Annotated in this window: 21 protein-coding genes; 16 read left to right on the forward strand and 5 right to left on the reverse strand. The window is 33.5% G+C overall.

Features of this window, described 5'->3' with window-relative positions; translation table 11 throughout:
* Positions 1-266 precede the first annotated feature (266 nt).
* From MUA87_RS01635 to MUA87_RS01650, 4 genes are all read left to right on the forward strand, one after another.
* Positions 267-935, forward strand: coding sequence for an NDxxF motif lipoprotein (locus tag MUA87_RS01635; RefSeq protein WP_002479957.1), 669 nt, complete (start codon positions 267-269; stop codon positions 933-935).
* A 125-nt stretch (positions 936-1,060) separates the two neighbouring features.
* Positions 1,061-1,960 (forward strand): ABC transporter ATP-binding protein, encoded by a 900-nt coding sequence (locus tag MUA87_RS01640; RefSeq protein WP_262551195.1) that lies wholly within the window; start codon positions 1,061-1,063, stop codon positions 1,958-1,960.
* A 1-nt stretch (position 1,961) separates the two neighbouring features.
* Positions 1,962-3,554, forward strand: coding sequence for an ABC transporter permease (locus MUA87_RS01645; RefSeq protein ID WP_262551196.1), 1,593 nt, complete (start codon positions 1,962-1,964; stop codon positions 3,552-3,554).
* Positions 3,555-3,663: 109 nt separating this feature from the next.
* A complete protein-coding gene (locus MUA87_RS01650; protein ID WP_002479954.1) occupies positions 3,664-4,014 on the forward strand; it encodes a zinc ribbon domain-containing protein YjdM in 351 nt (116 codons plus the stop codon).
* A gap of 71 nt (positions 4,015-4,085) precedes the next feature.
* Here MUA87_RS01650 and MUA87_RS01655 read toward each other — a convergent pair whose 3' ends face one another.
* The gene (locus MUA87_RS01655; RefSeq protein WP_262551197.1) at positions 4,086-4,322 is read right to left on the reverse strand and encodes a hypothetical protein; all 237 of its coding nucleotides are present in this window, start codon (positions 4,320-4,322) and stop codon (positions 4,086-4,088) included.
* Between the two features lie 185 nt (positions 4,323-4,507).
* On the opposite strand from MUA87_RS01655, the gene dhaK reads away from it, so the two are divergent.
* The 12 genes from dhaK (at position 4,508) to MUA87_RS01715 (ending at position 21,378) form a co-directional block, all read left to right on the forward strand.
* Entirely contained in the window at positions 4,508-5,473 is a 966-nt protein-coding gene (dhaK, locus tag MUA87_RS01660; RefSeq protein ID WP_262551198.1) for a dihydroxyacetone kinase subunit DhaK, read from the forward strand.
* A gap of 21 nt (positions 5,474-5,494) precedes the next feature.
* Entirely contained in the window at positions 5,495-6,073 is a 579-nt protein-coding gene (gene dhaL / locus MUA87_RS01665) for a dihydroxyacetone kinase subunit DhaL (protein WP_060804421.1), read from the forward strand.
* Positions 6,074-6,077: 4 nt separating this feature from the next.
* Positions 6,078-6,440 (forward strand): dihydroxyacetone kinase phosphoryl donor subunit DhaM, encoded by a 363-nt coding sequence (dhaM, locus tag MUA87_RS01670; RefSeq protein WP_002479950.1) that lies wholly within the window; start codon positions 6,078-6,080, stop codon positions 6,438-6,440.
* A 224-nt stretch (positions 6,441-6,664) separates the two neighbouring features.
* Positions 6,665-7,975 carry a glycosyltransferase family 2 protein gene (locus MUA87_RS01675; protein ID WP_262551199.1) on the forward strand — a complete coding sequence of 437 codons (1,311 nt, stop codon included), beginning with the start codon at positions 6,665-6,667 and terminating at the stop codon, positions 7,973-7,975.
* Positions 7,976-8,010: 35 nt separating this feature from the next.
* A complete protein-coding gene (locus MUA87_RS01680) occupies positions 8,011-10,701 on the forward strand; it encodes a bifunctional glycosyltransferase/CDP-glycerol:glycerophosphate glycerophosphotransferase (protein ID WP_262551200.1) in 2,691 nt (896 codons plus the stop codon).
* A 254-nt stretch (positions 10,702-10,955) separates the two neighbouring features.
* Complete coding sequence (gene tagD / locus MUA87_RS01685; protein WP_002479946.1) at positions 10,956-11,348, forward strand: glycerol-3-phosphate cytidylyltransferase; 393 nt, start codon at positions 10,956-10,958, stop codon at positions 11,346-11,348.
* Between the two features lie 47 nt (positions 11,349-11,395).
* Entirely contained in the window at positions 11,396-13,897 is a 2,502-nt protein-coding gene (locus tag MUA87_RS01690) for a glycosyltransferase (RefSeq protein ID WP_262551201.1), read from the forward strand.
* A 320-nt stretch (positions 13,898-14,217) separates the two neighbouring features.
* On the forward strand, positions 14,218-15,249 hold the full coding sequence (locus tag MUA87_RS01695; RefSeq protein WP_380645274.1) for an acyltransferase family protein: 1,032 nt from the start codon (positions 14,218-14,220) through the stop codon (positions 15,247-15,249).
* A 536-nt stretch (positions 15,250-15,785) separates the two neighbouring features.
* The gene (locus tag MUA87_RS01700; protein ID WP_023015557.1) at positions 15,786-17,108 is read left to right on the forward strand and encodes an APC family permease; all 1,323 of its coding nucleotides are present in this window, start codon (positions 15,786-15,788) and stop codon (positions 17,106-17,108) included.
* Between the two features lie 161 nt (positions 17,109-17,269).
* Positions 17,270-18,205, forward strand: coding sequence for a ketopantoate reductase family protein (locus MUA87_RS01705; protein ID WP_262551202.1), 936 nt, complete (start codon positions 17,270-17,272; stop codon positions 18,203-18,205).
* A gap of 202 nt (positions 18,206-18,407) precedes the next feature.
* Positions 18,408-19,895: an aldehyde dehydrogenase family protein gene (locus tag MUA87_RS01710; RefSeq protein ID WP_002479941.1), complete on the forward strand. Its 1,488-nt coding sequence runs from the start codon at positions 18,408-18,410 to the stop codon at positions 19,893-19,895.
* A gap of 337 nt (positions 19,896-20,232) precedes the next feature.
* Positions 20,233-21,378 (forward strand): glycosyltransferase family 2 protein, encoded by a 1,146-nt coding sequence (locus MUA87_RS01715; protein ID WP_262551203.1) that lies wholly within the window; start codon positions 20,233-20,235, stop codon positions 21,376-21,378.
* 59 nt (positions 21,379-21,437) lie between these two features.
* Here MUA87_RS01715 and MUA87_RS01720 read toward each other — a convergent pair whose 3' ends face one another.
* From MUA87_RS01720 to MUA87_RS01735, 4 genes are all read right to left on the reverse strand, one after another.
* Positions 21,438-21,695: a hypothetical protein gene (locus MUA87_RS01720; RefSeq protein ID WP_107539758.1), complete on the reverse strand. Its 258-nt coding sequence runs from the start codon at positions 21,693-21,695 to the stop codon at positions 21,438-21,440.
* Positions 21,696-21,698: 3 nt separating this feature from the next.
* Positions 21,699-21,989, reverse strand: a complete 291-nt coding sequence (locus MUA87_RS01725) for a hypothetical protein (protein WP_023015554.1) — start codon at positions 21,987-21,989, stop codon at positions 21,699-21,701.
* 112 nt (positions 21,990-22,101) lie between these two features.
* Positions 22,102-22,359 carry a hypothetical protein gene (locus MUA87_RS01730; RefSeq protein ID WP_002479937.1) on the reverse strand — a complete coding sequence of 86 codons (258 nt, stop codon included), beginning with the start codon at positions 22,357-22,359 and terminating at the stop codon, positions 22,102-22,104.
* A 146-nt stretch (positions 22,360-22,505) separates the two neighbouring features.
* A complete protein-coding gene (locus MUA87_RS01735; RefSeq protein WP_262551204.1) occupies positions 22,506-23,873 on the reverse strand; it encodes an FAD-dependent oxidoreductase in 1,368 nt (455 codons plus the stop codon).
* Positions 23,874-23,987: the final 114 nt, after the last annotated feature.

Below are 23,987 nucleotides of genomic sequence, written 5' to 3' on the forward strand. Positions count from 1 at the left end.
GTGCAGAGTGAAACTGCGAACTGCATATCATCTATTTTCTTTTTATGTTGTACGGAATAGAATATGTGTATGGAAGTATTATACACTAACTTTAATGAGTTGCGTGACTAATTTTTAAATTTTCTAAATCAAATTTCAATGAAAGCGTTTTATATATGATTTTAGAAGATAACATCATACATTATGAGATTTAGGGTAAAAAATGACTGAGCGAGTGAATTATTAAAAAGATAAAATAAGGCGCAGAATCAAAGGAGAAGGTAACAGTGAAAAAATTAATAACGGGATTGCTTTTTGCGTCTATGACATTGATATTATCAGGATGTGCTTCTTCAGAAGTGAAAGAAGTCAAACAAGAGGCCAAACAAGAACCGACGCAAAAAGCACCGCCACAACAAGAACACAAGAAAGATACTGGATCTGCGAAATCAGAAGGACAACAAGTGGATTTAAATCCGTCTATATTTGACAAGAAGAAAAAGAATCAAAAATTGACTAAAGCAGAATTAAAACAAGATATCCAAACGTATTTGAATGCTGATCATGATATCACACGTATTTATGAACACTATCAACAAAAGCTGCATTCAAAAGAAGGGCTTTCTAAACGCGATGCAAAACATATTGAAAAAGCCAGTGAGCTAGCAAGTACGAATGATAATAACTTTGCGCAGTATATTAATGAAAATCGTTTACCGAAAGGTTATGACGGACATGCGCATAAAATTAATCGCTACATTACAAACTCTAACCAATACCTCAGAGATATCGATGAAAAAATAGATACCGCAATTGCTTCTTCAAAAAATGGACGTGTTTCTGTAAAAGAAGTCGGTGCGATTGAAAAAGGAAACGATAAACCTAACAAACGTGAACAAAAGAAAATTGAGAAAATATTGGAAGAAGAAAATATAGATACACGAGCATTCAAATAATCATGAGGGCATTCTTTTTGGAATGTCCTTATTTATTTATGAACCTTTTCTTGAGTGAAACAAGTGTATAATGGAGTCAAGTTCTTAAAGTATAGATGAATAATAGAAATAAGAAGGTGATCTATATGACATCAGTTCTAGAAATTAATAATCTCACAAAACGCTTTGGTAAATTCGAAGCACTCTCTAAATTAAATATGAGGGTTGAAGAAGGAGAAATCTTCGGCTTTATTGGTCCGAACGGTTCAGGTAAATCAACGACAATTAAGACGATGTTAGGCCAATTAAAACCAAGTTCCGGCAGTGTTACGTTATTTGGTAAGGATGCGTTTAAAGAAGCAGTAGCCATACATGAACGCATTGCGTATGTCCCAGGTGATGTGAATTTGTGGTCGAATTTAACTGGAGAAGAAGTTATTGAGTTCTTATTAAGTTTACAAAAGTCAGTGAACCATGAACGTAAACAAATGTTAATTCGAGATTTTGAGTTGGATATTCACAAGAAATGCAGTACGTATTCTAAAGGGAATCGACAAAAAGTTGCTTTGATTGCCGCACTAAGTATGGAAGTAGATTTGTATATTTTTGATGAACCAACGTCTGGTTTAGACCCATTAATGGAGCGCGTCTTCCAACATCATGTAAAAGCGTGCCGTAAGCGTGGAAAAACAGTACTATTATCAAGCCATATTCTTTCTGAAGTAGAACAACTATGTGACCGTGTAGGAATTATACGTAAAGGTGAATTAATAGAAACAGGCACATTAGATGAAATGCGTCATTTAACACGTATGCGCTTTACCGTCATGACACAAGAGATACTAACACATTTAGAAGCGCAACCAAGTGTACATGATGTAACCAAACAAGATGAAACGTATCAATTTCAAGTGGATACTGATCAAACCAGTACAGTGATTCAATATTTAAGTCGCTTCAACATTAAAAAGTTAGAAAGCCAACCGATGACTTTAGAAGATTTATTCATACGACACTATGGCGAGCAGCTAAAAGAAGGTGAGTAAGATGACACAAAAGCGACTGACACTTTCTAAGATAATGTTGTTTTATTTGAAGCGGAATAAATGGTCTATCATCTTTTGGTTAGTAGGATTAATCGCATTAACCTTAATGATTCCGCAATCATTTGCGAATTTGTATCCTGATAAACAAGCATTAGTACCACTGTTTGAAATGTTTAAAAATCCTGCGATGCAAGCGATGCTTGGTAAATTCTCTTTAGACCAAATGACTATAGCGACGATGTTCAACTATGAGATGTTGATGTTTACTGTGATTCTCGTCAGTATTATGAATATCTTATTTGTTTCGAAAGATTCAAGAGGGGATGAAGAAGCGGGGCGTTTAGCGATGTTATCTGCTTTACCGATAGGACGTGCGACATTGATTTTGAGTACGATAATTCAACAAGGAATCATTAATGTCATTTTAGGTATATCTATCAGTATAGGTTTGATGTTTACAGGTATTGATTATTTTACTGTTGAAGGCGCATGGCTATACGGCATGCTTATTGCGGTATCAGGTTTTATGATAAGTATGTTGACATTACTTGTCGCGCAATTAACCACGACACAAAGTCAGACAACAGGCATCAGTATTAGTTTGTTATTGATAATGTATTTAATCCGTGCCATAGGCGATGTGTCGGCTTCTTGGCTTTCTTACATTGTTCCGCTTGGTTGGATCACACGCGCCGATATTTATAGTCATAACCATTGGTGGCCGGTTGCTGCGTTATTTGGAATGTCTCTCATATTATTAATTATTGCGGTGATATTGAATAGACACCGTGATATGGAGTCTGGGTTATTGCCAACGTTTAAAGGGCATTCGCGTGCATCATCTTTATTAAAATCACCTTTAGGACTACAACTTCATTTACAGCGTACGGGAATAATCGTTTGGGCTATAGGTATGTTGATGTTAGGTTTGTCGTATGGTTCGGTATTTGGAGAATTAGAAAATTTCTTTAAAGAAAATCCGCTGTTACAAAGAATGTTGACTGGCAAAGGAAATAACTATGCTGAACAATTTGTGCCGATATTGATGGCAATTATGGGCATGATTTCAACCATACCTGTTTTAATGGCAATCTTTAAAATCCAAAAGGAAATCAGATTAAGCCATACAGAAAGTATACTGGCTTTGCCCATACATCGTATGCGTTATTTAATGAGCTTTATTTGGATTGGATTGATCAACAGTGTCTTGATGATCAGTTCAGCTACGTTAGGAATGTATATGGGTGCTGTCTCAAGTATGGATAAACCTATTGCTTTTAATAAAATCTACACTGCAGGGTTAGTTTTTATTCCAGCAATATTAGTCTTTGCGGGATTGGCTGTCTGTATTATCGGTTGGTTTAAGAAAGGGAGTTTAATTGTCTATCTCTATTTAGCTTACTCTTTCTTAGTCGTATATCTAGGACAATTATTAAATATAAAGCAATGGTTGAAAAAAGTGACGCCTTTTGGGCATGTACCACGTCTGCCGATTGCAGATATGGATTGGTCTGCGACTATAGTTATGCTTGTGATAGCAACGATACTATTTATTTCAGGCATTGTTGGTTTTAAATATAAAGATATTTCTTAGACATGAATATAGAAAACAATTCGAAAAAATTAAATTCTAATCGCTGATATATCTTTTTCTATGGAAATATGGTAGATTTAGAGGGTCATTACAGAGCATGGAGGAGAACATGGAACAAACATTACCTAATTGTCCGAGCTGTGGTTCGGAATATACGTATTTAGATGGTGCGTTATTTGTCTGTCCAATGTGCGGACATGAATGGACGCAAGATTCAGTAGAAGAAGCTGAGGAAGCGTTAAAAGTACGCGATGCCAATGGTCAAGAATTACAAGATGGTGACACTGTGACAGTGATTAAGGACTTGAAAATCAAAGGTGCTTCATCTGTGATTAAGCAAGGTACGAAAGTTAAAGGTATCCGTCTAGTAGATCCTGAAGACGGTCATGACATCGATTGTAAAATTCCAGGTGTCGGTCAAATCGGTTTAAAATCGATTTATGTTAAGAAAATCAAATAGTCTTGTATCGATGTAAACAGATATCAGCGTTGGAAAGCCCTCCTATTCAAACCGAGTAGGAGGGCTTTTTGTTAATGTTTGTATTTAAGTTTTCGTTTTAAAACGGTACTGATGATATCGCTGATTAAACAAGTAGCAAATAACAGTGATACAAAAATAATGTTATTAGTGCTTTCGATTTTGAACCCTGCTGAAAAACCATTTGTTTGCATATTAAAATAGAAGTTAATGGACAATAAAACTAATAAAGCAATAAAGCTGACAATCGTGATAATATCGGCAACACGCTTAGCAAAAGAAAGATTCATAGTAGACACACCTTCTTTGTATGTGATTTATATTGCTTTTCTTAATTGTAATATAACATATTTTTTAATTGAATGATTGTAGAATCTAACCTCTTATCACATGAATAATCATTAGTCAGACTATATAATAGAGGTGTATCTAAAATATGAATTGATGATTGAACACAAAAAGGGGTTGTGCACATATGAAAAAATTAATTCAAGATAAAACTACAATACTTTCAGATATGTTAGAGGGTTTAGCACTTTCAAATCCCGAGCAAACTGTCATTTCTGAGACGGTTGTTGTTAGAAAAGAGAAAAAGCAACAAGGTGTTGCGTTAGTTTCTGGCGGAGGAAGCGGACATGAACCTGCACATGCAGGCTATGTTGCACAGGGAATGTTAGATGCGGCAGTATGCGGTGAAATCTTCACATCACCGACACCGGATAAAATTTTAGAAGCGATTAAAGCTGTTGATAATGGTGACGGCGTCTTATTGATTATCAAAAATTATGCCGGAGATGTTATGAACTTTGAAATGGCGCAAGAAATGGCTGAAATGGAAGGTATCAAAGTCGGTAAAGTGATTGTCAGAGATGATATTGCGGTAGAAGATAAAGAGATGCGCCGTGGTGTAGCAGGCACAGTTTTTGTGCATAAGTTTGCAGGTTACCTTGCTGAACAAGGTGAATCGCTAGAAACGATTGTAGAACAAACTGAAGCATTATTAGCTGATATGCGTACAATAGGCATGGCACTCACACCGCCATTTGTACCATCCACTGGTAAGTATGGCTTTGATTTAGAATCTGGAGATATGGAAATCGGTATCGGTATTCATGGGGAACGTGGATTGAAGAGAGAAGCGGTTAAACCTATTCAAGATATTGCGACTGAATTAGTTCAATCTTTGAACGAAGAAGTCCAAGCGAAAGAAGTCATAGTGATGGTAAACGGCATGGGCGGCACACCGCTTTCAGAATTAAATATCGCAGTGAAGTATATCCAAGCAGCACTTGAAGCAGAAAATGTTTCAGTCAAAGACTGGTTTGTCGGTGATTATATGACATCGTTAGATATGCAAGGTTTCTCATTAACATTATTAGAAAGTACTGAGGACCGTTTGAATGCATTAAACGCACCGACAACAAGCCGTTATTTCGGATAACGCACAAGGAGGAAATGAACTATGAATGCAGAAACATTAAAACAACGTTTAATTCATTTACAAGAAATTTTTCAAGAACGTGAAGATACATTAACAGAACTTGATCGTGCCATTGGTGATGGTGACCATGGTGTCAACATGGTCAGAGGCTTTAATGCCTTACCACAAGCATTAGAAAATGCGGACACAGTCCAAGATGTTTTGAAAACAACAGGAATGACTTTAATGTCTAAAGTTGGTGGTGCTTCAGGTCCATTATACGGTTTCAGTTTTGTCAAAATGGCACAAGTTGCGGAAGATGAGATTACAGAAGACAACTTACCTAAGTTGTTAGAGGCATTTTCACAAGCGGTACACCAACGCGGTAAAGTTGAACTAGATGAAAAAACAATGTACGACGTGATTGAAAGAGCGAGAGAAGCGGTAGAAAATGGAGAGACTGTTGATATCGCATACCTTCAAACACTCGCAGATAATACAGAAGATTTAGTTGCGACAAAAGGACGTGCAGCTTACTTCAAAGAAGAGTCAAGAGGTCACACAGATCCAGGTGCACAAAGTAGTGTTTATATCTTAAACGCATTGATAGGAGATGAGTAAATCAATGACAGCGATTATTGTAGTCAGTCATAGTGAAGAAATCGCAAACGGCATCAAAAAACTTATTAGCCAAATGGCTGAAGGCGTGCAAGTGATTCCAGTCGGCGGCAGTGACGGTACTATTGGAACATCCTTTGAACCTATACAACAAGCAATTGAAGGTTTAAAAGACGATGCGATTTGTTTCTATGATTTAGGTTCAGCAGAAATGAACTTAGATATGGCTATTGAAATGTACGATGGACAATATAGAGTAGAGAAAGTAGAAGCACCTATTGTAGAAGGCAGCTTTCTAGCAAGTGTCAACATCTCTACTGGTATGAGTTATGAACAAGTTGTAGAATCAGTTGAAAGTGAATATAGATAAAAATAACGGCGCATTTGTGTAAGCAAGTGCGTCGTTATTTGTTTATTGCACAAATATAGATTAGCAATAAATACACTCATAATATGTGTTGTGAAGTATTAAAATTTAAAATAAAGGTTGAGAAACATTTACTTTTGTTTAAAAACGTTATGTAGTATATTGATTATAAGGCAAATGCAAACCACAAAGAAATACAACATAGAATCGAAAGCGTTGGTGAACAAATGTTTAGCTTTATACTGCCTGCTTATAATGCAGAAAAAACAATCAGTAAGACGATTGAGAGTATCTTAAACAATAGGACATCTCAAGAGATAGAAATCATTGTGATAAATGATGGAAGTACAGACAACACTAAAAGAATTTTAGAAAGATATGATGATCAAAGAATAAAAGTTATAAACCAAGAAAATAAAGGTGTCAGTGCGGCACGTAATGCCGGCTTAAATGCATTGGATAAAGCTTCTTTATTTACTGCATTTATAGATGACTCTGATACTATTAGCGAAAATTATATTGAAGCACACCTGGAAATTTTTGAGCAATATCCAGAATTAAAGTTATCAGTAGCTCCGATTATACTAAATAAAAATAATCAATTATCCCCACAATCTTTGAATTTCAAATTTCAAAATACATCAGGTTATGTAGATATCAGACAACATTCAACATCTATTCAGTACCATATGGGAGGAACTGTGTTTCGAAGTGAAGTGTTTAACTCATTACACCATAGCTTCCAAGAAAGCCTGACCTTTTGGGAGGACGCTTTATTAATCAATACGATATTACTAGAAAATCTGAAGTATGGACTGGTTAATGGTGCTTATTATTATTATGATCGCAATAATACAAATTCATTAAGCCATGCTGCATGGGGCGAAGAAAGCAGATATACAGCACATTTGAAAAATGCATATTTTCCATTAATTGACCTATCAAAGAAATTATACGGTGAGGTTCTTCCTTATATTCAATACTTAATCGCAAGACACTATTTAGGATATCTTGCAGAGTATAATCAGAAGTACATAATCGAGCATAAGTCATTTATTACAGAGACATTTATGCATCTATCAAAACAACTATTTATAAATATAAGTACTAAAACAATAGACCAATTAGAATGCCCGCTTTACTGTAAAATTTACATGTACCAATTGAAAGACATGAAAATGGATTTATCTTTACTTCACAAACAAATTAAAGTACTGATTCAGGGTTACAATTTTAAAAACGGAACATTACAATTCACTTTTTCTAATGAAGCTGTTGGGATACCTGGAGAAAGTAAGGTTTTTATAAAGAAAGTGACAGCAGATATTGTATGTACTAAAGAAAAGTATTTATTGGGAAGAAAAATGAAAAATGACATTACGTTCAATAAGTATTCAATAAAGTTACCGATATTTTTTATTTTGTCAGGTTTTCTGTTGAAAATTAAATCCAACAATAACATCTACAATGCTAAAAGTGTATCTTTAATATTTAGGATCATCACCAAAATAAAAAGAATTTTAAAAAACCAAGTTTAAAACAATCATGAATCAACAAAATGGAGGAGTTTATCTTGAAATTTTTAAATTTTAAAAAGAAGATGAAACGTAAGGTTTACAACAAGGAAAACAAGCATTACCCATTTAAAGTAAGCGTTGTTATTCCTGTATATAATACAGAAGAATATATTCAAGAAACATTGGATAGTATTTATAACCAAAGTATGGATTTTAAAGATATTCAAATTATTTTAGTGAATGATGGATCTACAGACGGCACGCATGATATCTTACAAAGAAATGCAGATTTGTATCCTGAAAACATAAAATATATTAATAAAAAAAATGAAGGTGTTTCAATAGCGAGAAATACAGGGCTTGAAAGCGCCGAAGGTAAGTATATTAACTTTATAGACTCTGATGATAAATGGGGACTAGAAACTTTTGAGTCAGCATATAACTTTTTAGAAGAACATACAGAAACTGATATTGTTAGTTCCAGATTAAGATTCTTTGATAGTGTCGTTGGTGAACATCCTTTGAATTATAAATTTGAAAAAGAAAAGGATGTTCTAGTCGATTTGCTTAAAGATTACGATAACATTCAAATGCATGCTTCTTCATCTTTTTTTAGAAAATCAGCGATTGGTAAAATCAAATTTGATTCTAATTTAAAGTACGCTGAAGATGCTAAGTTTGTATACGATGTTTTGAAGAAAAAATATAAATTAGGGAAATTAAGCTATATTAACGGATGTTATTTTTATAGAAAAAGAGCAGATGAATCATCAGCTATTGATACTGCTCATTATAAAGATACATTTTATGTACCTACGTTAGAGAACTATCATCAATATTTAATAGATGATAGTCGAAATAGTTTAGGGTACGTTCCTAAATATATTCAAGCTGTTTTATTATATGACTTACAGTATAGGTTCAAATACTCAGATGTAACTCTAAATAAGTTAACTGAAGAACAACTGAAGCAATATACTGATAAAATTTTAAACTTATTAAAAGTGATAGAAGATGATGTATTATTTACTCCAAGTCTCAAAGTAATGAATGTCATTTATCAGAATGCTATTTTACATAACAGATATAAGAACGGTAAATTAGAAATTCGAGTTGAGGATAATAGACACAATATTTACTTCAATAATATATTTCTGAAATCTATTGAGAATATGTATTTGAAAAATGAGTCAATGTATTTAAAGAAAGGCATTTTAAAACTTTCATTTTCGCTACCAATGGTTACTGATGAAATCAAAGTTGAACCAATTATTCAAATTGGATCTCATAAAATTATTAAAGCAGACAAGGCTACTGTCCTCTCTGAGCATTATTTTTTAGGAGAGAAAGTTAGCCATACCTCTTTTTACAGATTTGAATTGCCGGTTAAAAAGTTTAGTCTTGAATTTACTTTAGCTTATCTAGTTAATGATAAAGAGATTGTTGAAATTGAAAACGTAGGAAAAACTTTAAAAACTAATTTTAGTAACACAAAAGTACCATTTAAGCATTTTGGAAACCATACTATTAGATTATTTGAAAATAAAAAATTTGTAATAACTAAGATAAAAAAAGTGCTGACTATAAAAAATATAATTGGTTTACTACTGAAAAACAAAACTCGAAAATCTGGTATTTATAAAATAATAGGTCTGAAAGCTAAATCAAAAAATAAAAAACGGATTTGGCTATTTACTGATCGCCTGAATCAAGCAGAAGATAATGCAGAAGCTTTTTTTGATTTCATTTACAAACAAAAAAAAGAAATAACACCTTATTATTTAATTGAAAAAAACAATGCAGATTATAAACGTTTGAAAAAAAGCTATGGAAGGTCAGTCGTTCCATTTAATAGTAAAAAGCATCACTTGTTGACTTTTCAAGCGGAAAAAATGATTACTTCTCACACTGAACCTTATTTATTTAATCCATTTGGAGTAGTAAATGGTAGATATGTTCGGGAGCTAATTGATTTTGATTTTGTGTTTTTACAGCATGGAGTTACGCAGAATAATGTTAGTAAGTTGCTTCATAAATATAATAAACCAATCGATTATTTTATAACTAGTGCTCAAAGAGAAGCGGTTGATATCATAGATAAATATGGGTTCTTAAATAAAGAAGTAAAAATTACAGGGTTGGCAAGATTTGATTTGCTAAAAAATAAAGATATTAAAAAATGCATTATCACATTTATGCCAACATGGAGACCACAGCTACTGCTTGGAACAGATGAACAATTTTTGGAAAGTGAATTTTATAAAAGAACGTATAGCTTTTTAAGTGACAATAAAATTAAAGAGTGGGTTCAAAAAAGCAATGTAGAGATTCAGTTTCACTTGCACCCTAGAATGAGTGAAAGATTTATTCAATATTATAAAGGATTAAAGCATATTAAAATTACTGATTATACGAATTATAAAGAAGTGATCAGTAGCAGTGCTTTACTCATTACTGATGTCTCTTCTGTTGCATTTGATGTTGCCTATTTAAATAAACCTGTTGTATATTATCAGTTTGATTTAGATGATATATATAAATATGCGATTTATAGTCCGGGCTACTTTAAATATGAGTCGGATGGTTTTGGTCCAGTAGCACGCAATGAACAGGACTTGATAAAAGTTGTTGAGTCAATTCGTCAAAATCAATTTAAATTGGATAGCAAATACTATGAACGGATAAAGCGTTTTTTTGCTTATACTGACAAAAATAATAGAAAAAGAATTTATGAAGAAATTAAATAGTTGTTTTAGTGCCTTTTGAGAAGTTTTTTAGTACTCAAAAGGCACTTTTTTATCGTAGTAAATGTAAAAATTCAATGCAAGTGTTATACTTTTGTAAAGATTCATTAAACTCTATTAAATATATTAAGTTTATACTAATGAGTAAATGTATGTATGAACGTATTTTCGAAATAAATGCATAATTGTTTGCAAAATACATAGTAGAGTATGTGTTTCATCATAAATAAAGAAAAACGAATGAAAGAGTGGACAGTATGAAGAGAGTAATTACTTATGGAACTTATGATTTATTACATTATGGACATATTGAATTATTAAGACGTGCAAGAGAAATGGGAGATTATCTTATTGTGGCATTGTCTAGTGATGAGTTTAATAAAATTAAGAATAAAAAATCTTACTATAGCTATGAACAAAGAAAGATGATGTTAGAATCAATTCGTTATGTAGATTTAGTAATCCCTGAAAATGATTGGGGCCAAAAACAAAAAGACGTTGATCGATATGAAGTAGATACATTCGTGATGGGGCACGATTGGGAAGGTGAATTTGATTTCTTGAAAGAACAGTGTGAAGTCATTTATTTAAAACGTACGGAAGGTATTTCTACGACACAAATCAAGAAAGAGTTATACGGTAAAGAATAAAGCTTTTGTTTTAATGTTGATAAAAAAGATAAATAGGAGTGTCTACATTGAATAAAGTAAGCGGATTTATACTGAATCAAGCGAAAAGAAAATATAAGTTTATTGAGCAACCTGTCAAATCGAAGTTTAAGAGCAAGTATGTCTTAAAAACAACTAAATATGCGAACTTTTATAAAAAGAACAAAGTTAACGATAGACAAATAGTTTATCAAGCACGAGATGGTAAGAGTATGACAGACAGCCCTTATGCAGTTTTTAAATATCTATTAAGAGATAAGAAATATAAAAAATTAGAACATATCTGGGTTGTAGATTCTGAGAAAAAACGTAAAGCATATGCTAAACAATATAAATCATTTAAAAATGTGCGATTCATTGTAAAAGAAAGTGACGATTATTTAAGTGTACTTACGACTGCTAAGTATATTATCAATAACTCAACTTTCCCCGCTTATTTTACAAAGAAACCAGAACAAGTGTATGTAAATACTTGGCATGGTACACCTATTAAAGCTATGGGCCTAGATGTAGAAGATAACTTAGTCGGCTCTCAAAATATCATTAAAAACTTTTTAAGTGCAGATATATTAGTCAGTCCGAACCCTCATACAACAGAAGTGTTCAAAAGAGCATTTAGTTTAGATGGTATTTATAATGGTGATTTAGCTGAAATTGGTTATCCAAGAATTGATTTAACATTGAATAGTGATAAAAAAGATGTACGTAAACATTTAAAACAAAATGGTCTTAAATTAAAGAAACGTAAAACACTTTTATTTGCGCCAACATGGCGTGGGACTGATGTTAATGACCCCGAAGATAGTGTGGCTGACATTCATGAAATGGTCTTAGAACTTGAAAAGAAAACAGACTATCAGGTTATTGTTAAAGTACATCCTTTTGTTTATAAAACAGCATTAAATTATAAAGAACTAAAGCCATATCTTGTTCCTGATTCATTTGATACGAATGAATTGTTAGCAGCTGTAGATTTGTTAGTGACTGATTACTCTAGTATTTTCTTTGATTATCTTGTAACAGATCAACCTATTGTTTTTTATGCGCCTGATTATGAGGATTACAATAGTGACCGCGGACTTTATATTAATACAGATCTACTTCCTGGACCGTCGGTCTATGACATAGATGAGCTTGTATCAGCTGTTAATGAAGCGGAAACAAACCAAGATGTATATCAAACTAAATATGAGCGTTTTAAAGATTTATATGTTCCTTATGAAGATGGACAAGTAACTGAACGTCTTGTTATCAAAATGTTCCAACCAGTAGTTAGTAATCAAGAAAACGCTAAGAAGAAAATATTGATGTATCCAGGCGGAATGAAAAATAATGGTATTACTACATCTGCAATTAATTTATTAGAAAATATTGATTACGATAAATATGATGTAACGATTTTCTTGGGAGATACAAAGAATCGTGAAATCTTAGATAATTTGAAAGAAGTTAATAAAAATGTACGTATTATCTTAAGAAAAGGACCTTTATTAGGTACTACTTTAGAGAAATACAGAGATATCTTTGTTAAAAATAGAGGTGTTAAATCTGTATTGGAAGAATCAGTTTATCCAACAGAAGTATTTGAACGCGAATTTAGAAAGATTTTCGGAATTTCAAAATTTGACGTTGTAGTAGACTTCAGTGGTTATTCTATGTTCTGGTCAAAAATTCTATTAGGAACAGAATCTAAACGTAAACTAATGTACCTTCATAGTGACATTAAGAGTGATATGAATCGTAACGTAAATGGTATACGTCCGCATTACCAAAACTTAAAAGGTGTCATCAGTTTATATAATCGTTTTGACTATTTAGTCAGCGTTTCAGAAGAAACATGTAGAATAAATAAAGAAAACTTAGCAACGTCTAAAACAAAAGATAAATTTACATCAGCTATGAATACAATTAATTTAACACGTATTAATAAATTAAAAGACGAAGATACAGATTTCTTTATGCATCGCGGACAAAAAGTATTAGCATACTTAAATAATGGAGAAATCGTGAGTGTTCCGTTTAATGATCAAGATTTCAAAGTTATGGCGATGGGTAGGCTTTCTCCAGAAAAAGGCTTTGATATTTTAATTGAAGGCTTCAAAGATGCAGTTAAAGAAAATCCAACTGCGAAATTGTACATTTTAGGTGAGGGGCCGTTACGCTCTAACTTAGAACAATTGATTCGCAAACTGCAATTAGAGGACAATGTTTTCTTGGTGGGTCAAAAACGAAATCCATTTAACATTATGAAGCAATGTGATGTCTTTGCGTTAACTTCTCATTATGAAGGGCAGTCTATGGTGTTGCTTGAAGCGTTAACAGTTGGTGTTAATGTACTTGCCTCAAACATCCCGGCTAACAGATATGTTTTACGTTATGGTGACTTCGGAATTCTTACAGAAAATGAACCAGAAAAAGTCGGTGAAAACATTAAGAGTTTCATGAATGGTCAGATTCCTGTCTTTGAAACATTTAAAGGACAAAACCATAATGAAACTGCACTAAATGAGTTTTATTCATTATTAGATTAATAAAACGGTTAAAGATAGGCTTGCGCGCCATGCGTAAGTCTATTTATTTTTGAAAATAACTTTCGATAGAACTAAATAGTGTTCTTAACTCTATTGCGTAAATGATGTAAGTTACATATAATTAATGATGATGAACGTATTTGTGAAAACATATCTCTTTTAAATATCGCTTGCTGATATTTAAAAGAATTTTTTATGTATTCATTGAAAGCGTTTTAATACTAGGGATAAATATTAAGGGAGTACGCAAAATGAAAAAGAAAGTAGAGCTGACATATGCGCGTGCTATTTTTTGTGTCATTATCGTTATTGTTCATGCAATGACAGGTTTTGTGAATGATCCGCATATCACAGAGTTCCAAAAACGAAGCGCAAGTTACATTCAAGTCTTATTATTTAGTGCGACACCGTGCTTTATTATGTTATCTGAAATGTTATTAGGTATGAGGTATTCTAAACATATACCTAATAACTTTTTAACTAAACGCGTGAAGTTTATTTTAATACCATACATTTGCTTTGCATTATTTGTGATTGTCGAGATATATTTTGATCCAAGTAAAAATTTCTCAATGAGTCACTTATTGATTAATATTTTGTTAGAAGGTAAATTCTTTGGATGGTTTGTACTGGTTATTTTCCAATTCTTTGTATTACATATGTTGTTTTATAAAGTGCTAGATCGCATGAAACCACTTATACCTATCGTTGTGTCATTAGTTATTAGTTTTGGACATGCTTTTTTAATGTACTATAGTACAACTTATTTAGAGTTTTGGAATACGTATTATCCATTATTTAACCGTACAATTATTTTAAATTGGTTGTTTTACTTTGTTATCGGTTTCTATATTGGTAAGAACTTTGATGCAGTGATGCAGTATGTGCAACAAAAAGTACTATATGTACTTGGGGCACTTTTACTAAGTGGACTAGTTATAGCATTCGATTTCTTTGTGTTGAACGTTACATGGAGAGAATCAAATCGTTTTGACCTATTCATCTTCACAGCAGCATTCTTTGTTTTAGCTATTTATGTCGCAAAACAATTAAGCCGATACCACTTAACAGCTTTATATATGATTAGTGAAATCTCGTTCTTTATCTATTTATCACATCAAATTATTATCCAACATATTTCTAGAGGACTAGCTTCATTTGTGAAGTATCCTTTCGCATTCTTTACATTAACTACTATATTCACACTAGGTTTTTGTGTAGGCTTAGCTATCATACTATCTTTCTTCCCATACGTAAGAATAGTCGTTGGCAGAAACACACTTTATCCAATGGTGTTGAACAATTATAGTATTAAACCAGAAGAACCTAAGTCTGTTGCGGAAACTAAATAATATCATTTTAAGCATTTGCACTAAGTTGCAAATGCTTTTTTTGAGAAATAAAAGTAAAAAAATGATTTAAAAGAGGGAGAAGCAGGTAATAGAAATAAGTATGATTGGTTGGGGTTATTCAGATATTGTAAGTTTGGTTTAACTACCTCAAATAAATAACAGTTTTCTTTAATACATTCAAAACACCTTTTCAAATTTTGTTCATAAATTGTGTATATATTAAAAGAAAATGTTATTGCCCATTATGCGAGCGTGCGTTAAACTGTAACAGGAAGCTATGATTAACATTATCAAAAGGGATAAAAGTAACAGAGACAAATAAAAAGTTATTTTTTTCAGTATGTAAGCGCATTCAATAAGGAAGGGTTAAAGAAGCGGCTGAACAGTACGACAAATACAAAGATTTTTAAAATCCATGTATGTGTTGTGCGGTATGGTCTTTTATTTTTGTAATAATATTGAATGATACTGTTTTAATAATGTATAGCGTCTCTCTACTTGCTTATCACGTATGAGTAAATGGAGGATAGATAGAAATGAGTAATCAAAATGAGCTTAAACGTAATTTAGGTTTCTTCTCAGCCATTTCCATAGTTATGGGAACGGTAATCGGCGCTGGCGTATTCTTTAAAGTTTCCAGTGTCGCAGAAGTAACGGGCTCTACAAGTATGGCAATGTTGGTATGGCTGTTAGGTGGTTTAGTAACAATCTGTGCAGGATTGACTGCAGCCGAACTTGCCGCCGCAATTCCAGAGACAGGCGGACTTGTTAAATATATTGAATATACTTACGGTAACTTCTGGGGTTACTTATCAGGATGGGCGCAAGCATTTATTTATTTCCCAGCAAACGTTGCTGCTTTAGCAATTGTCTTTGCGACGCAATTTACTAACTTATTCCATATTAAAGCACATTGGATTTTGTTGATTGCATTAATAACTGCCCTAACTGTATACTTTATCAACTGCTTAGGATCTAAAGCAGGAGGTATGCTTCAGTCTATTACATTAGTAATTAAACTGATTCCAATTATCTTAATTGTAGCCGTCGGCTTCTTTGCACCTAGTAATGTAGAATTCTCACTATTCCCAATTCAATCAGGTGAGCAGCAAGGCTTCTTTACAGCCTTAGGTGCAGGTTTACTTGCGACTATGTTCGCTTATGATGGTTGGATGCACGTTGGTACAATTGCTGGTGAGTTGAAGAATCCAAAACGTGACTTACCAGGTGCAATCACTATCGGTTTAGGGGCTGTAATGGTTGTTTACCTTTTAATCAACGCAGTATTCTTAATGACATTACCAATTTCAGAAATCAGTGGTAACTTGAACGCAGCAAGTGAAGCTTCTGTTAAAATCTTCGGTAATGGCGGAGGTAAAATTGTCACAATTGGTATCATGGTATCTGTATATGGTGCTTTAAATGGTTATATGATGACAGGTATGCGTGTACCATATGCGATGGCTGAACGTGGCGGTTTACCATTCAAGAACTTCTTCTTGAAATTGACACCAGGACAAGCACCATGGGCAAGTGGTTTAGTTCAAATCGTTATTGCTTTCGTTATGATGTCTTTAGGTGCATTCGATACAATTACAAATATGTTGATCTTTGTTATCTGGACATTCTACACAATGGCTTTCGTAGCAGTAATGATTCTTAGACGTAGAGAACCAGAAATGGAACGTCCTTATAAAGTACCGCTTTATCCAATCGTACCATTAATTGCGATTGTGTCAGGTGTGTTCGTATTAATTAATACATTGTTCACTCAAACATTACTCGCATCAATTGGTATTATCATTACTTTATTAGGTATTCCAATCTATTATTATACAAAGAGAAAAGAAGCTAAATAATCTCAATCATTACAATTAGCCGGCAAAATTGCCGGCTAATTTTTCAATATAAGTTATCTCAATATTCAAAAATAACAGAATTAAGCGTTATAATATAAACAGATACAACTTTAGATACGGTAATAACTTACCGCAATACAAACATAAGGAGTACGATGAATATGAAAATTGCAGTTGCTGGTGCTGGCGCTATGGGCGGCCGTGTAGGCACACAAATTCAAAAAGCAGGTTACGACGTTACATTTATTGATAGTTGGTTACCTCACGTTGAGGCTGTACAAAAACATGGTTTTGAAATTCAAACAGAAACTGAGACTTATCAAGTAGATGCGACAATGATTACACCTGAAGAAGTGAATGATCAATATGATTTAGTCATCATTCTTACAAAAGCAATGCAATCTGTAGAAATGTTGCAAAAGCTGAAAGATAAAGGGGCTATTACTAAAGACACAGCAGTATTGACAATGATGAACGGTTTGGGTCATGACGAACGTTTTAAACAAGTCGTACCTGAGGAACAAATCTATCTTGCTGTTACAATGTGGACAGCTGGTTTAAGAGGACCGGGTAAACTATTACTTGAAGGTGTAGGTACTGTAGACTTCCAACGTGTTGATGGTAAAGAAAGTGAAAGAACAAGAGAAATTAATCAAGTCTTTGAAGACGCAGGTTTAAATCCAACAATCAGTAATCAAATTATGCAAACAGTTTGGTTAAAAGCAGCACTTAATAGTGTAGTTAATCCACTTTGTACAATTTTAGATAAACGTATCGTTGATTTTGCAGCATACGAAAATTCACGCGAAATGATTACACCAATCATACGTGAAATCGTAGAAGTAGCAGCTGCTAAAGGCGTTGAAGTAGATTTTGACACAATCGTGCATAAAATCGAAGGATCTTATCCTGTTGACACACAAGGTTTACATCATCCTTCAATGCACCAAGACTTATATAGCGGTCGTTTAACAGAAGTTGATTACCTAAACGGTCAAGTTGAAGAATATGGTCAAGAATTTGGTATTCCAACACCAAACAATACAATGTTGAAACATTTAGTACACCAATTAGAAATGACACATGTAAAAGCATAATTAAGACTTTAAAAAAGTTCTGCATGATGCAGGGCTTTTTTCATTTGAATGGATTCATAAGCACATTGTATGACTAACTTATTTAATTATGTGATAATTAATATACAACTGAAAACGCTTCACAATAGGTTTTAACAAGGTTTCCAAGCTTTTCATAAACCTTGAGCAATAAATAAATTAGCTTTAAAGGAGGCTTTTAATCATGAGTGTAAATGTAAGAGACTATATCCAAGACAGTTATGATTTATTTATTAATGGTGAGTTTGTACCAAGCGAATCAGGAGAAACAATTGACGTTTCAAACCCAGCAACAGGTGAGGTTATCACTAAAGTAGCTAAAGCAAGCGAAAAAGATGTAGATAAAGCTGTTCAAGCAGCACAAGCAGCATTCGACAGCTGGAGTAAAACACCTAAAGCAGAGCGCGTGAAATTATTACGCGAAATTGGTGACAAATTATTAGAACAAAAAGATCGTTTCGCAGTTATCGAAACATTAAATAATGGTAAACCGATTCGTGAAACATCCACAATCGATATTCCATTATCAGCACGTCATTATGAATACTTCGCAAGTGTAATTGACACAGATGAAGGTACAGTTAATGACATGAGTGAAGATGTTATGAGTATTGTACGTCATGAACCAATTGGTGTTGTAGGTGCCGTAGTAGCATGGAACTTCCCAATGTTATTATCGGCTTGGAAATTAGCACCAGCACTTGCGGCTGGTAACACAGTAGTCATCCAACCATCATCATCTACACCAGTCAGCTTAATTGAATTAGCTAAAATCTTCCAAGAAGTATTACCTAATGGTGTAGTAAACATCTTAACAGGTAAAGGTTCTGAATCAGGTAATGCAATCTTCAATCACGAAGGTGTAGATAAATTATCATTCACTGGTTCAACAGAAGTAGGTTATCAAGTTGCTGATGCTGCAGCGAAACGCTTAGTTCCTGCAACACTAGAACTTGGTGGTAAATCAGCTAACATCATCTTAGATGATGCAAACTTAGATGTTGCGGTTGAAGGAATCCAACTTGGTATCTTATTCAACCAAGGTGAAGTCTGCAGTGCTGGTTCACGCTTGCTTGTACAAGAAGATATCTATGATAAATTAATGGATCGCTTAAAAGATGCATTCAGCCGTATTAAAGTAGGTGACCCTCTAGATGAAAATATTCAAATGGGTTCACAAACAGGTGAAGCACAATTAGAAAAAATCCAAAATTATGTAGATTATGCTAAAGAATCAGGTGCAGAAATCTTAGTTGGCGGTAACCGCTTAACAGATGGAGAATTATCTAAAGGTTATTTCTTCGAACCAACAATTATTGCCGTAGAAAATAATAAAAACAAACTTGCACAAGAAGAAATCTTTGGTCCTGTCTTAACAGTTATTAAAGTTAAAGATGAAGACGAAGCAATTCAAATCGCAAATGATTCTGAATACGGTTTAGCAGGCGGCGTTTTCTCTGAAAACATCAACCGTGCATTGAAAGTTGCACGTGAAGTTAGAACAGGCCGTATCTGGGTTAACACTTATAACCAAGTACCAGAAGGCGCTCCATTCGGCGGCTACAAAAAATCTGGTATTGGCCGTGAAACTTACAAAGCAGCTATCCAAAACTATCAACAAGTTAAAAACATCTATATTGATACAAGCAACCAAACTAAAGGACTATACTAAGTTTCATTTGGTCAAAAAATGTATTAATTTGAATTTAAGCACCGACCATCTTATCTATTGAAGATGGTTGGTGCTTTTTATTTTGTTAGAAGGATAGAGTCCTCGTATACTTTGAAGTCATTGTACAACCTTCATTAAGAATATATAGATTTTGTAAAGATGCTAGGTTTTATTAGAAAAAGTCAAAGTCATCTATTATAATGTGAAACAAATTCTAAGTAGTATATTAAAAACATACTGTTTCTAAATTTAAAATACAAATTTGGGTATATAGATAAATAACCCTTAATATAAATAGAAGAAGTGGAAACATTTTACAATAGAACGGAGAAATAGAATGGTTAAAGTAAGAATGTTAATCCCATGCTTTAATGAAGAAGATGTTATCAACTACACATACAAAGAACTGAAGAAAGTTCTAGAAGAAGATTCGAAAAAGCAAAACTATGAATTTGATTTGCTTTTTATTGACGACGGGAGTAAGGACAGCACAATTGAAAAGGTTAAAGATTACAGCCAATATGACTCACACGTAAAATACATTGAATTCAGTAGAAACTTTGGTAAAGAAGCTGCAATGTATGCTGGACTGGATCAAAGTAGAGATGTTGATGCAGTGATTATTTTAGATGGTGATCTACAACATCCACCTGAATTAATTCCACAAATGATTGAGAAGTATTTAGAAAATGGTACAGACCAAGTTATTGCAAAACGTAATCGTGAAGGAGAAAAAGCTACACGTAAATTTATGACGCATTGTTATTATAAGTTGGTCAATCGTTTTGTTGATGTACCAATTGAAGATGGTGTAGGTGATTTCCGTTTATTAAGTCAACGTGTCGTACGTACACTTGCTGATTTAGGAGAGACACAAAGATTCTCTAAAGGATTATTTTCTTGGGTAGGTTATAAGACAGAAACGATTGAATACGAAAATCAAGAACGCATAGCTGGAGACTCTAAGTGGTCATTCTTTAAATTATTAGATTACGGTGTAGACGGTGTAATTTCGTTTAACAACAAGCCGTTACGTACAATTATGTACTTTGGTATGGGGATCTTTGGTATTAGTTTATTATACTTGTTAATCAATTTCTTAATGATTATCTTTAACGGTATTGACGCACCAGGTTATTTCACTACAATTTTTGCGATTTTATTCTTAGGTAGTATTCAGTTGATTTCATTAGGAGTTATTGGTGAATATATTGGACGTATTTATTATGAAGTGAAGAATCGTCCGAAATATCTTCAACAAGATTCAAATTTAAAAGAACAGTCAGCAGAAAAGAAGAAAACAGAGGAATTCGAATCAACATCTGATCAACGAGAGAAATATCCTAATATAGAACCCTTGCATCATGCGATACCAAAACCTCAAGAACCTGTATCATACAAAACGAATTTACAAGAACGAGAAGAAAGTGAATTAAAAGAAAAAGAAAAACAGGCACAACGTATCAAACAAATGAATGTATAAAATAAAGTGGCACGTTTAAGAAAGCAAAATCTTTCGTTAAACGTGCCACTTTTATAATATTAGTCAGTTTCATCATGTGCTTTATCAGATTTGAAACCTTGAAGTACGATGAAGAATTCACCGACTACAATAAAAATAACTGTATGAGCTAATAAGATAATACCTTGCAAGTTATACCCGATAATTATAATGAAGAATAAAACAGGAATGATAAACTTAGCTTTGCCACTTGCTTTTGACGCAATTACTTTTTGAAGAAGAATCGCAATAATCAGTGTAACAAGCGGTACAACCCAATGCATTAAAAATGGAGACATGTTTTATGACACCTCTTTCTTTTTGTCTGCTTCAGAATGTTTCTGTTTATTTTCCTCATGTCGTTTAAGTTGTTGTTCAAGGCCGAAGAGTTGAACTGCGCCTAATATAAAGAAAATAATAAAAGTTGGTAAGTTAATAATATGTGTTAAGAACAACACCAACAAAATGACTGAATATACAATCGGTACTACAAACTTATATTTCTTATTGGTATGACGCAGTATGTAGTGCTGCGTAAATAATGCGGCAACATAAAGAATGACGATACTGATAGTACTTAGAAAAGTAGCCAACGTTGCACCTTCTTTATAATATATTATTGATTATGGTTATAGTTTATCATATTAGTTGAGCTTGTTAAGACAATAAAAAACATACCTAAAATCAATTAGGTATGTGTGTAAGTCAGTCTTTGAAACCTTTAAAGTTTTTGACAGTACCGTGTGTGTATCTATAAACGTGAAACGCAGTCACAAGTACATAAAGAATGTAGACTGGAACGACGATATAGTTTGCGATGAATAAACCTGTCATCACGAGTACAGAAATTACAGGCACGATTAAATTCCAGTCGCTTTTAATACGTTTCATTAAAGAACCTTGAATTAAAATAACCGTCACGAAGAAAATTAATGATAATACCCACATTAAAACTGGAGACATATTAGACGAACCTCCTCACTTATCTATGTTTTTGAGCTTACTTTCATTCTAAAGGCAGTTGGTATGTTAAGCAAATACATGAGAAGCGGGACAGTGCCGTTTTGACACTGCCCCGCACTCTACATGATTATTAATTTAATGAGTTGTTAGAATAATTGATTGTCTTTAGGGAAGACATCATCGCCTAATGCACGTTGTGCCAAGACGTTTAGATAGTTCCATGGACGATCGAAGTTAGGTTGGAAGAAGAAGTCAACTAACGCTAAATCTTCCAATTTCCAGCCGGCATTGATTGCGACTGAAATTGTATTGATAGATTCTACTAAGTCTTCTTTACTCATAATTTGACCACCTAAGATACGGTGAGAATCTTCATCATAGATAATTTTCAGATGCACAGTTGTGTCATCTTGTCTGAATTTAGGACGTACAGGTACTTCGATATACGTTGCACCTAAATTACCGTCATAATTATCTTTTTCTGATTCGTGTACACCTGTTTGACCAAATTTATAATCGAATAATGATAAGCCAGATGTACCAGAAACTCTAGGCATTTTCATATCATGGCCAGCCATGTTGCGTGCTGCGACATAACCTTGACGACGAGAGTTTGTCGCAAGGGCAATATAGCGTTCTTCTTCAATAGGTGCATAAGGAATCATTGTTGCGTCACCGCTTGCGTAGATATCTTTTTCAGATGTTTCAAGGTGGTCGTTAATTTCAATAATACCTTTAGTACCTAATTTCACTTTACCATCTAACCATTCTGTCGCAGGTTTAACACCTACAGTAAAGATAACTGTATCGGCTTCAAATTCTCCGTTGTTTGTCACAACGCCAGTTACGTTATTATTATCATCTACTTTTAATGCTTTCACATTTTCGTTACCTCTGAATTTTAAACCGTGTTCTTTCGCATTCTCTTCGAGAATATCAGTAAATTCTTTGTCTAGGTACGTCTTAATTAAACGATCTCCGTCATCCATCACTGTTGTATCAATACCAGCTTTAACGAAAGCTTCTGCAGCTTCAATACCGATATAACCGCCGCCGACAACGATTGCTTTTTTCGCAGATTTCATGCGTTCTTTGATTTTGCCTGCCCAGTCAGCACCACGCATGAATAACACATTATTATAGTCATTGATGCCATCAATTGGCGGTGCATTTGGTACGCCGCCTGGACTTAGGAATAATTTATCATAATCAACTTTAGATTCATTATTGTCTTTATCTTGAACTGTTACAGTTTTATTTTCAGTATCTAAGTCAGTTACTGTAGTATTCACATGAACTTTAACACCACGATCTTCTAGTGATTCCTCGCTTGCATAGTGTAGTGAATCTAAGCTAGGCGCAACATCTTCTAGATAACTTTGAATACCACAGGATAAGAATGAAGGTTTATCTGCACTTTCAAACACTTCAATTTCTGCTTCTGGATCTGAAATTAATAGCGTTTCGATTGCCGCATAACCTGCGTGAGAAGTTCCGACAATTACATATTTCATAAAGAAATAGCCTCCTCTAATATAAGTTGTATTTATATATAAATAGTCTCATTATTATATTTACCCATAAGGTTAATTGCTAGACTTACATATCAGGCTATTGTTCAAAGTTGA

The organism is Staphylococcus simulans (assembly GCF_025561465.1).
GTDB classification, from domain to species: Bacteria; Bacillota; Bacilli; order Staphylococcales; family Staphylococcaceae; genus Staphylococcus; species Staphylococcus simulans.

Bases quoted from the DNA above. Each gene is read 5' to 3' on its own strand.
- MUA87_RS01640 (WP_262551195.1), top strand. From the start codon at position 1,061: ATGACATCAGTTCTAGAAATTAATAATCTCACAAAACGCTTTGGTAAA.
- MUA87_RS01645 (WP_262551196.1), top strand. From the start codon at position 1,962: ATGACACAAAAGCGACTGACACTTTCTAAGATAATGTTGTTTTATTTG.
- MUA87_RS01650 (WP_002479954.1), top strand. From the start codon at position 3,664: ATGGAACAAACATTACCTAATTGTCCGAGCTGTGGTTCGGAATATACG.
- MUA87_RS01655 (WP_262551197.1), bottom strand. From the start codon at position 4,322: ATGAATCTTTCTTTTGCTAAGCGTGTTGCCGATATTATCACGATTGTC.
- dhaK (WP_262551198.1), top strand. From the start codon at position 4,508: ATGAAAAAATTAATTCAAGATAAAACTACAATACTTTCAGATATGTTA.
- dhaL (WP_060804421.1), top strand. From the start codon at position 5,495: ATGAATGCAGAAACATTAAAACAACGTTTAATTCATTTACAAGAAATT.
- dhaM (WP_002479950.1), top strand. From the start codon at position 6,078: ATGACAGCGATTATTGTAGTCAGTCATAGTGAAGAAATCGCAAACGGC.
- MUA87_RS01675 (WP_262551199.1), top strand. From the start codon at position 6,665: ATGTTTAGCTTTATACTGCCTGCTTATAATGCAGAAAAAACAATCAGT.
- tagD (WP_002479946.1), top strand. From the start codon at position 10,956: ATGAAGAGAGTAATTACTTATGGAACTTATGATTTATTACATTATGGA.
- MUA87_RS01695 (WP_380645274.1), top strand. From the start codon at position 14,218: ATGACAGGTTTTGTGAATGATCCGCATATCACAGAGTTCCAAAAACGA.
- MUA87_RS01700 (WP_023015557.1), top strand. From the start codon at position 15,786: ATGAGTAATCAAAATGAGCTTAAACGTAATTTAGGTTTCTTCTCAGCC.
- MUA87_RS01705 (WP_262551202.1), top strand. From the start codon at position 17,270: ATGAAAATTGCAGTTGCTGGTGCTGGCGCTATGGGCGGCCGTGTAGGC.
- MUA87_RS01710 (WP_002479941.1), top strand. From the start codon at position 18,408: ATGAGTGTAAATGTAAGAGACTATATCCAAGACAGTTATGATTTATTT.
- MUA87_RS01715 (WP_262551203.1), top strand. From the start codon at position 20,233: ATGGTTAAAGTAAGAATGTTAATCCCATGCTTTAATGAAGAAGATGTT.
- MUA87_RS01720 (WP_107539758.1), bottom strand. From the start codon at position 21,695: ATGTCTCCATTTTTAATGCATTGGGTTGTACCGCTTGTTACACTGATT.
- MUA87_RS01730 (WP_002479937.1), bottom strand. From the start codon at position 22,359: ATGTCTCCAGTTTTAATGTGGGTATTATCATTAATTTTCTTCGTGACG.
- MUA87_RS01735 (WP_262551204.1), bottom strand. From the start codon at position 23,873: ATGAAATATGTAATTGTCGGAACTTCTCACGCAGGTTATGCGGCAATC.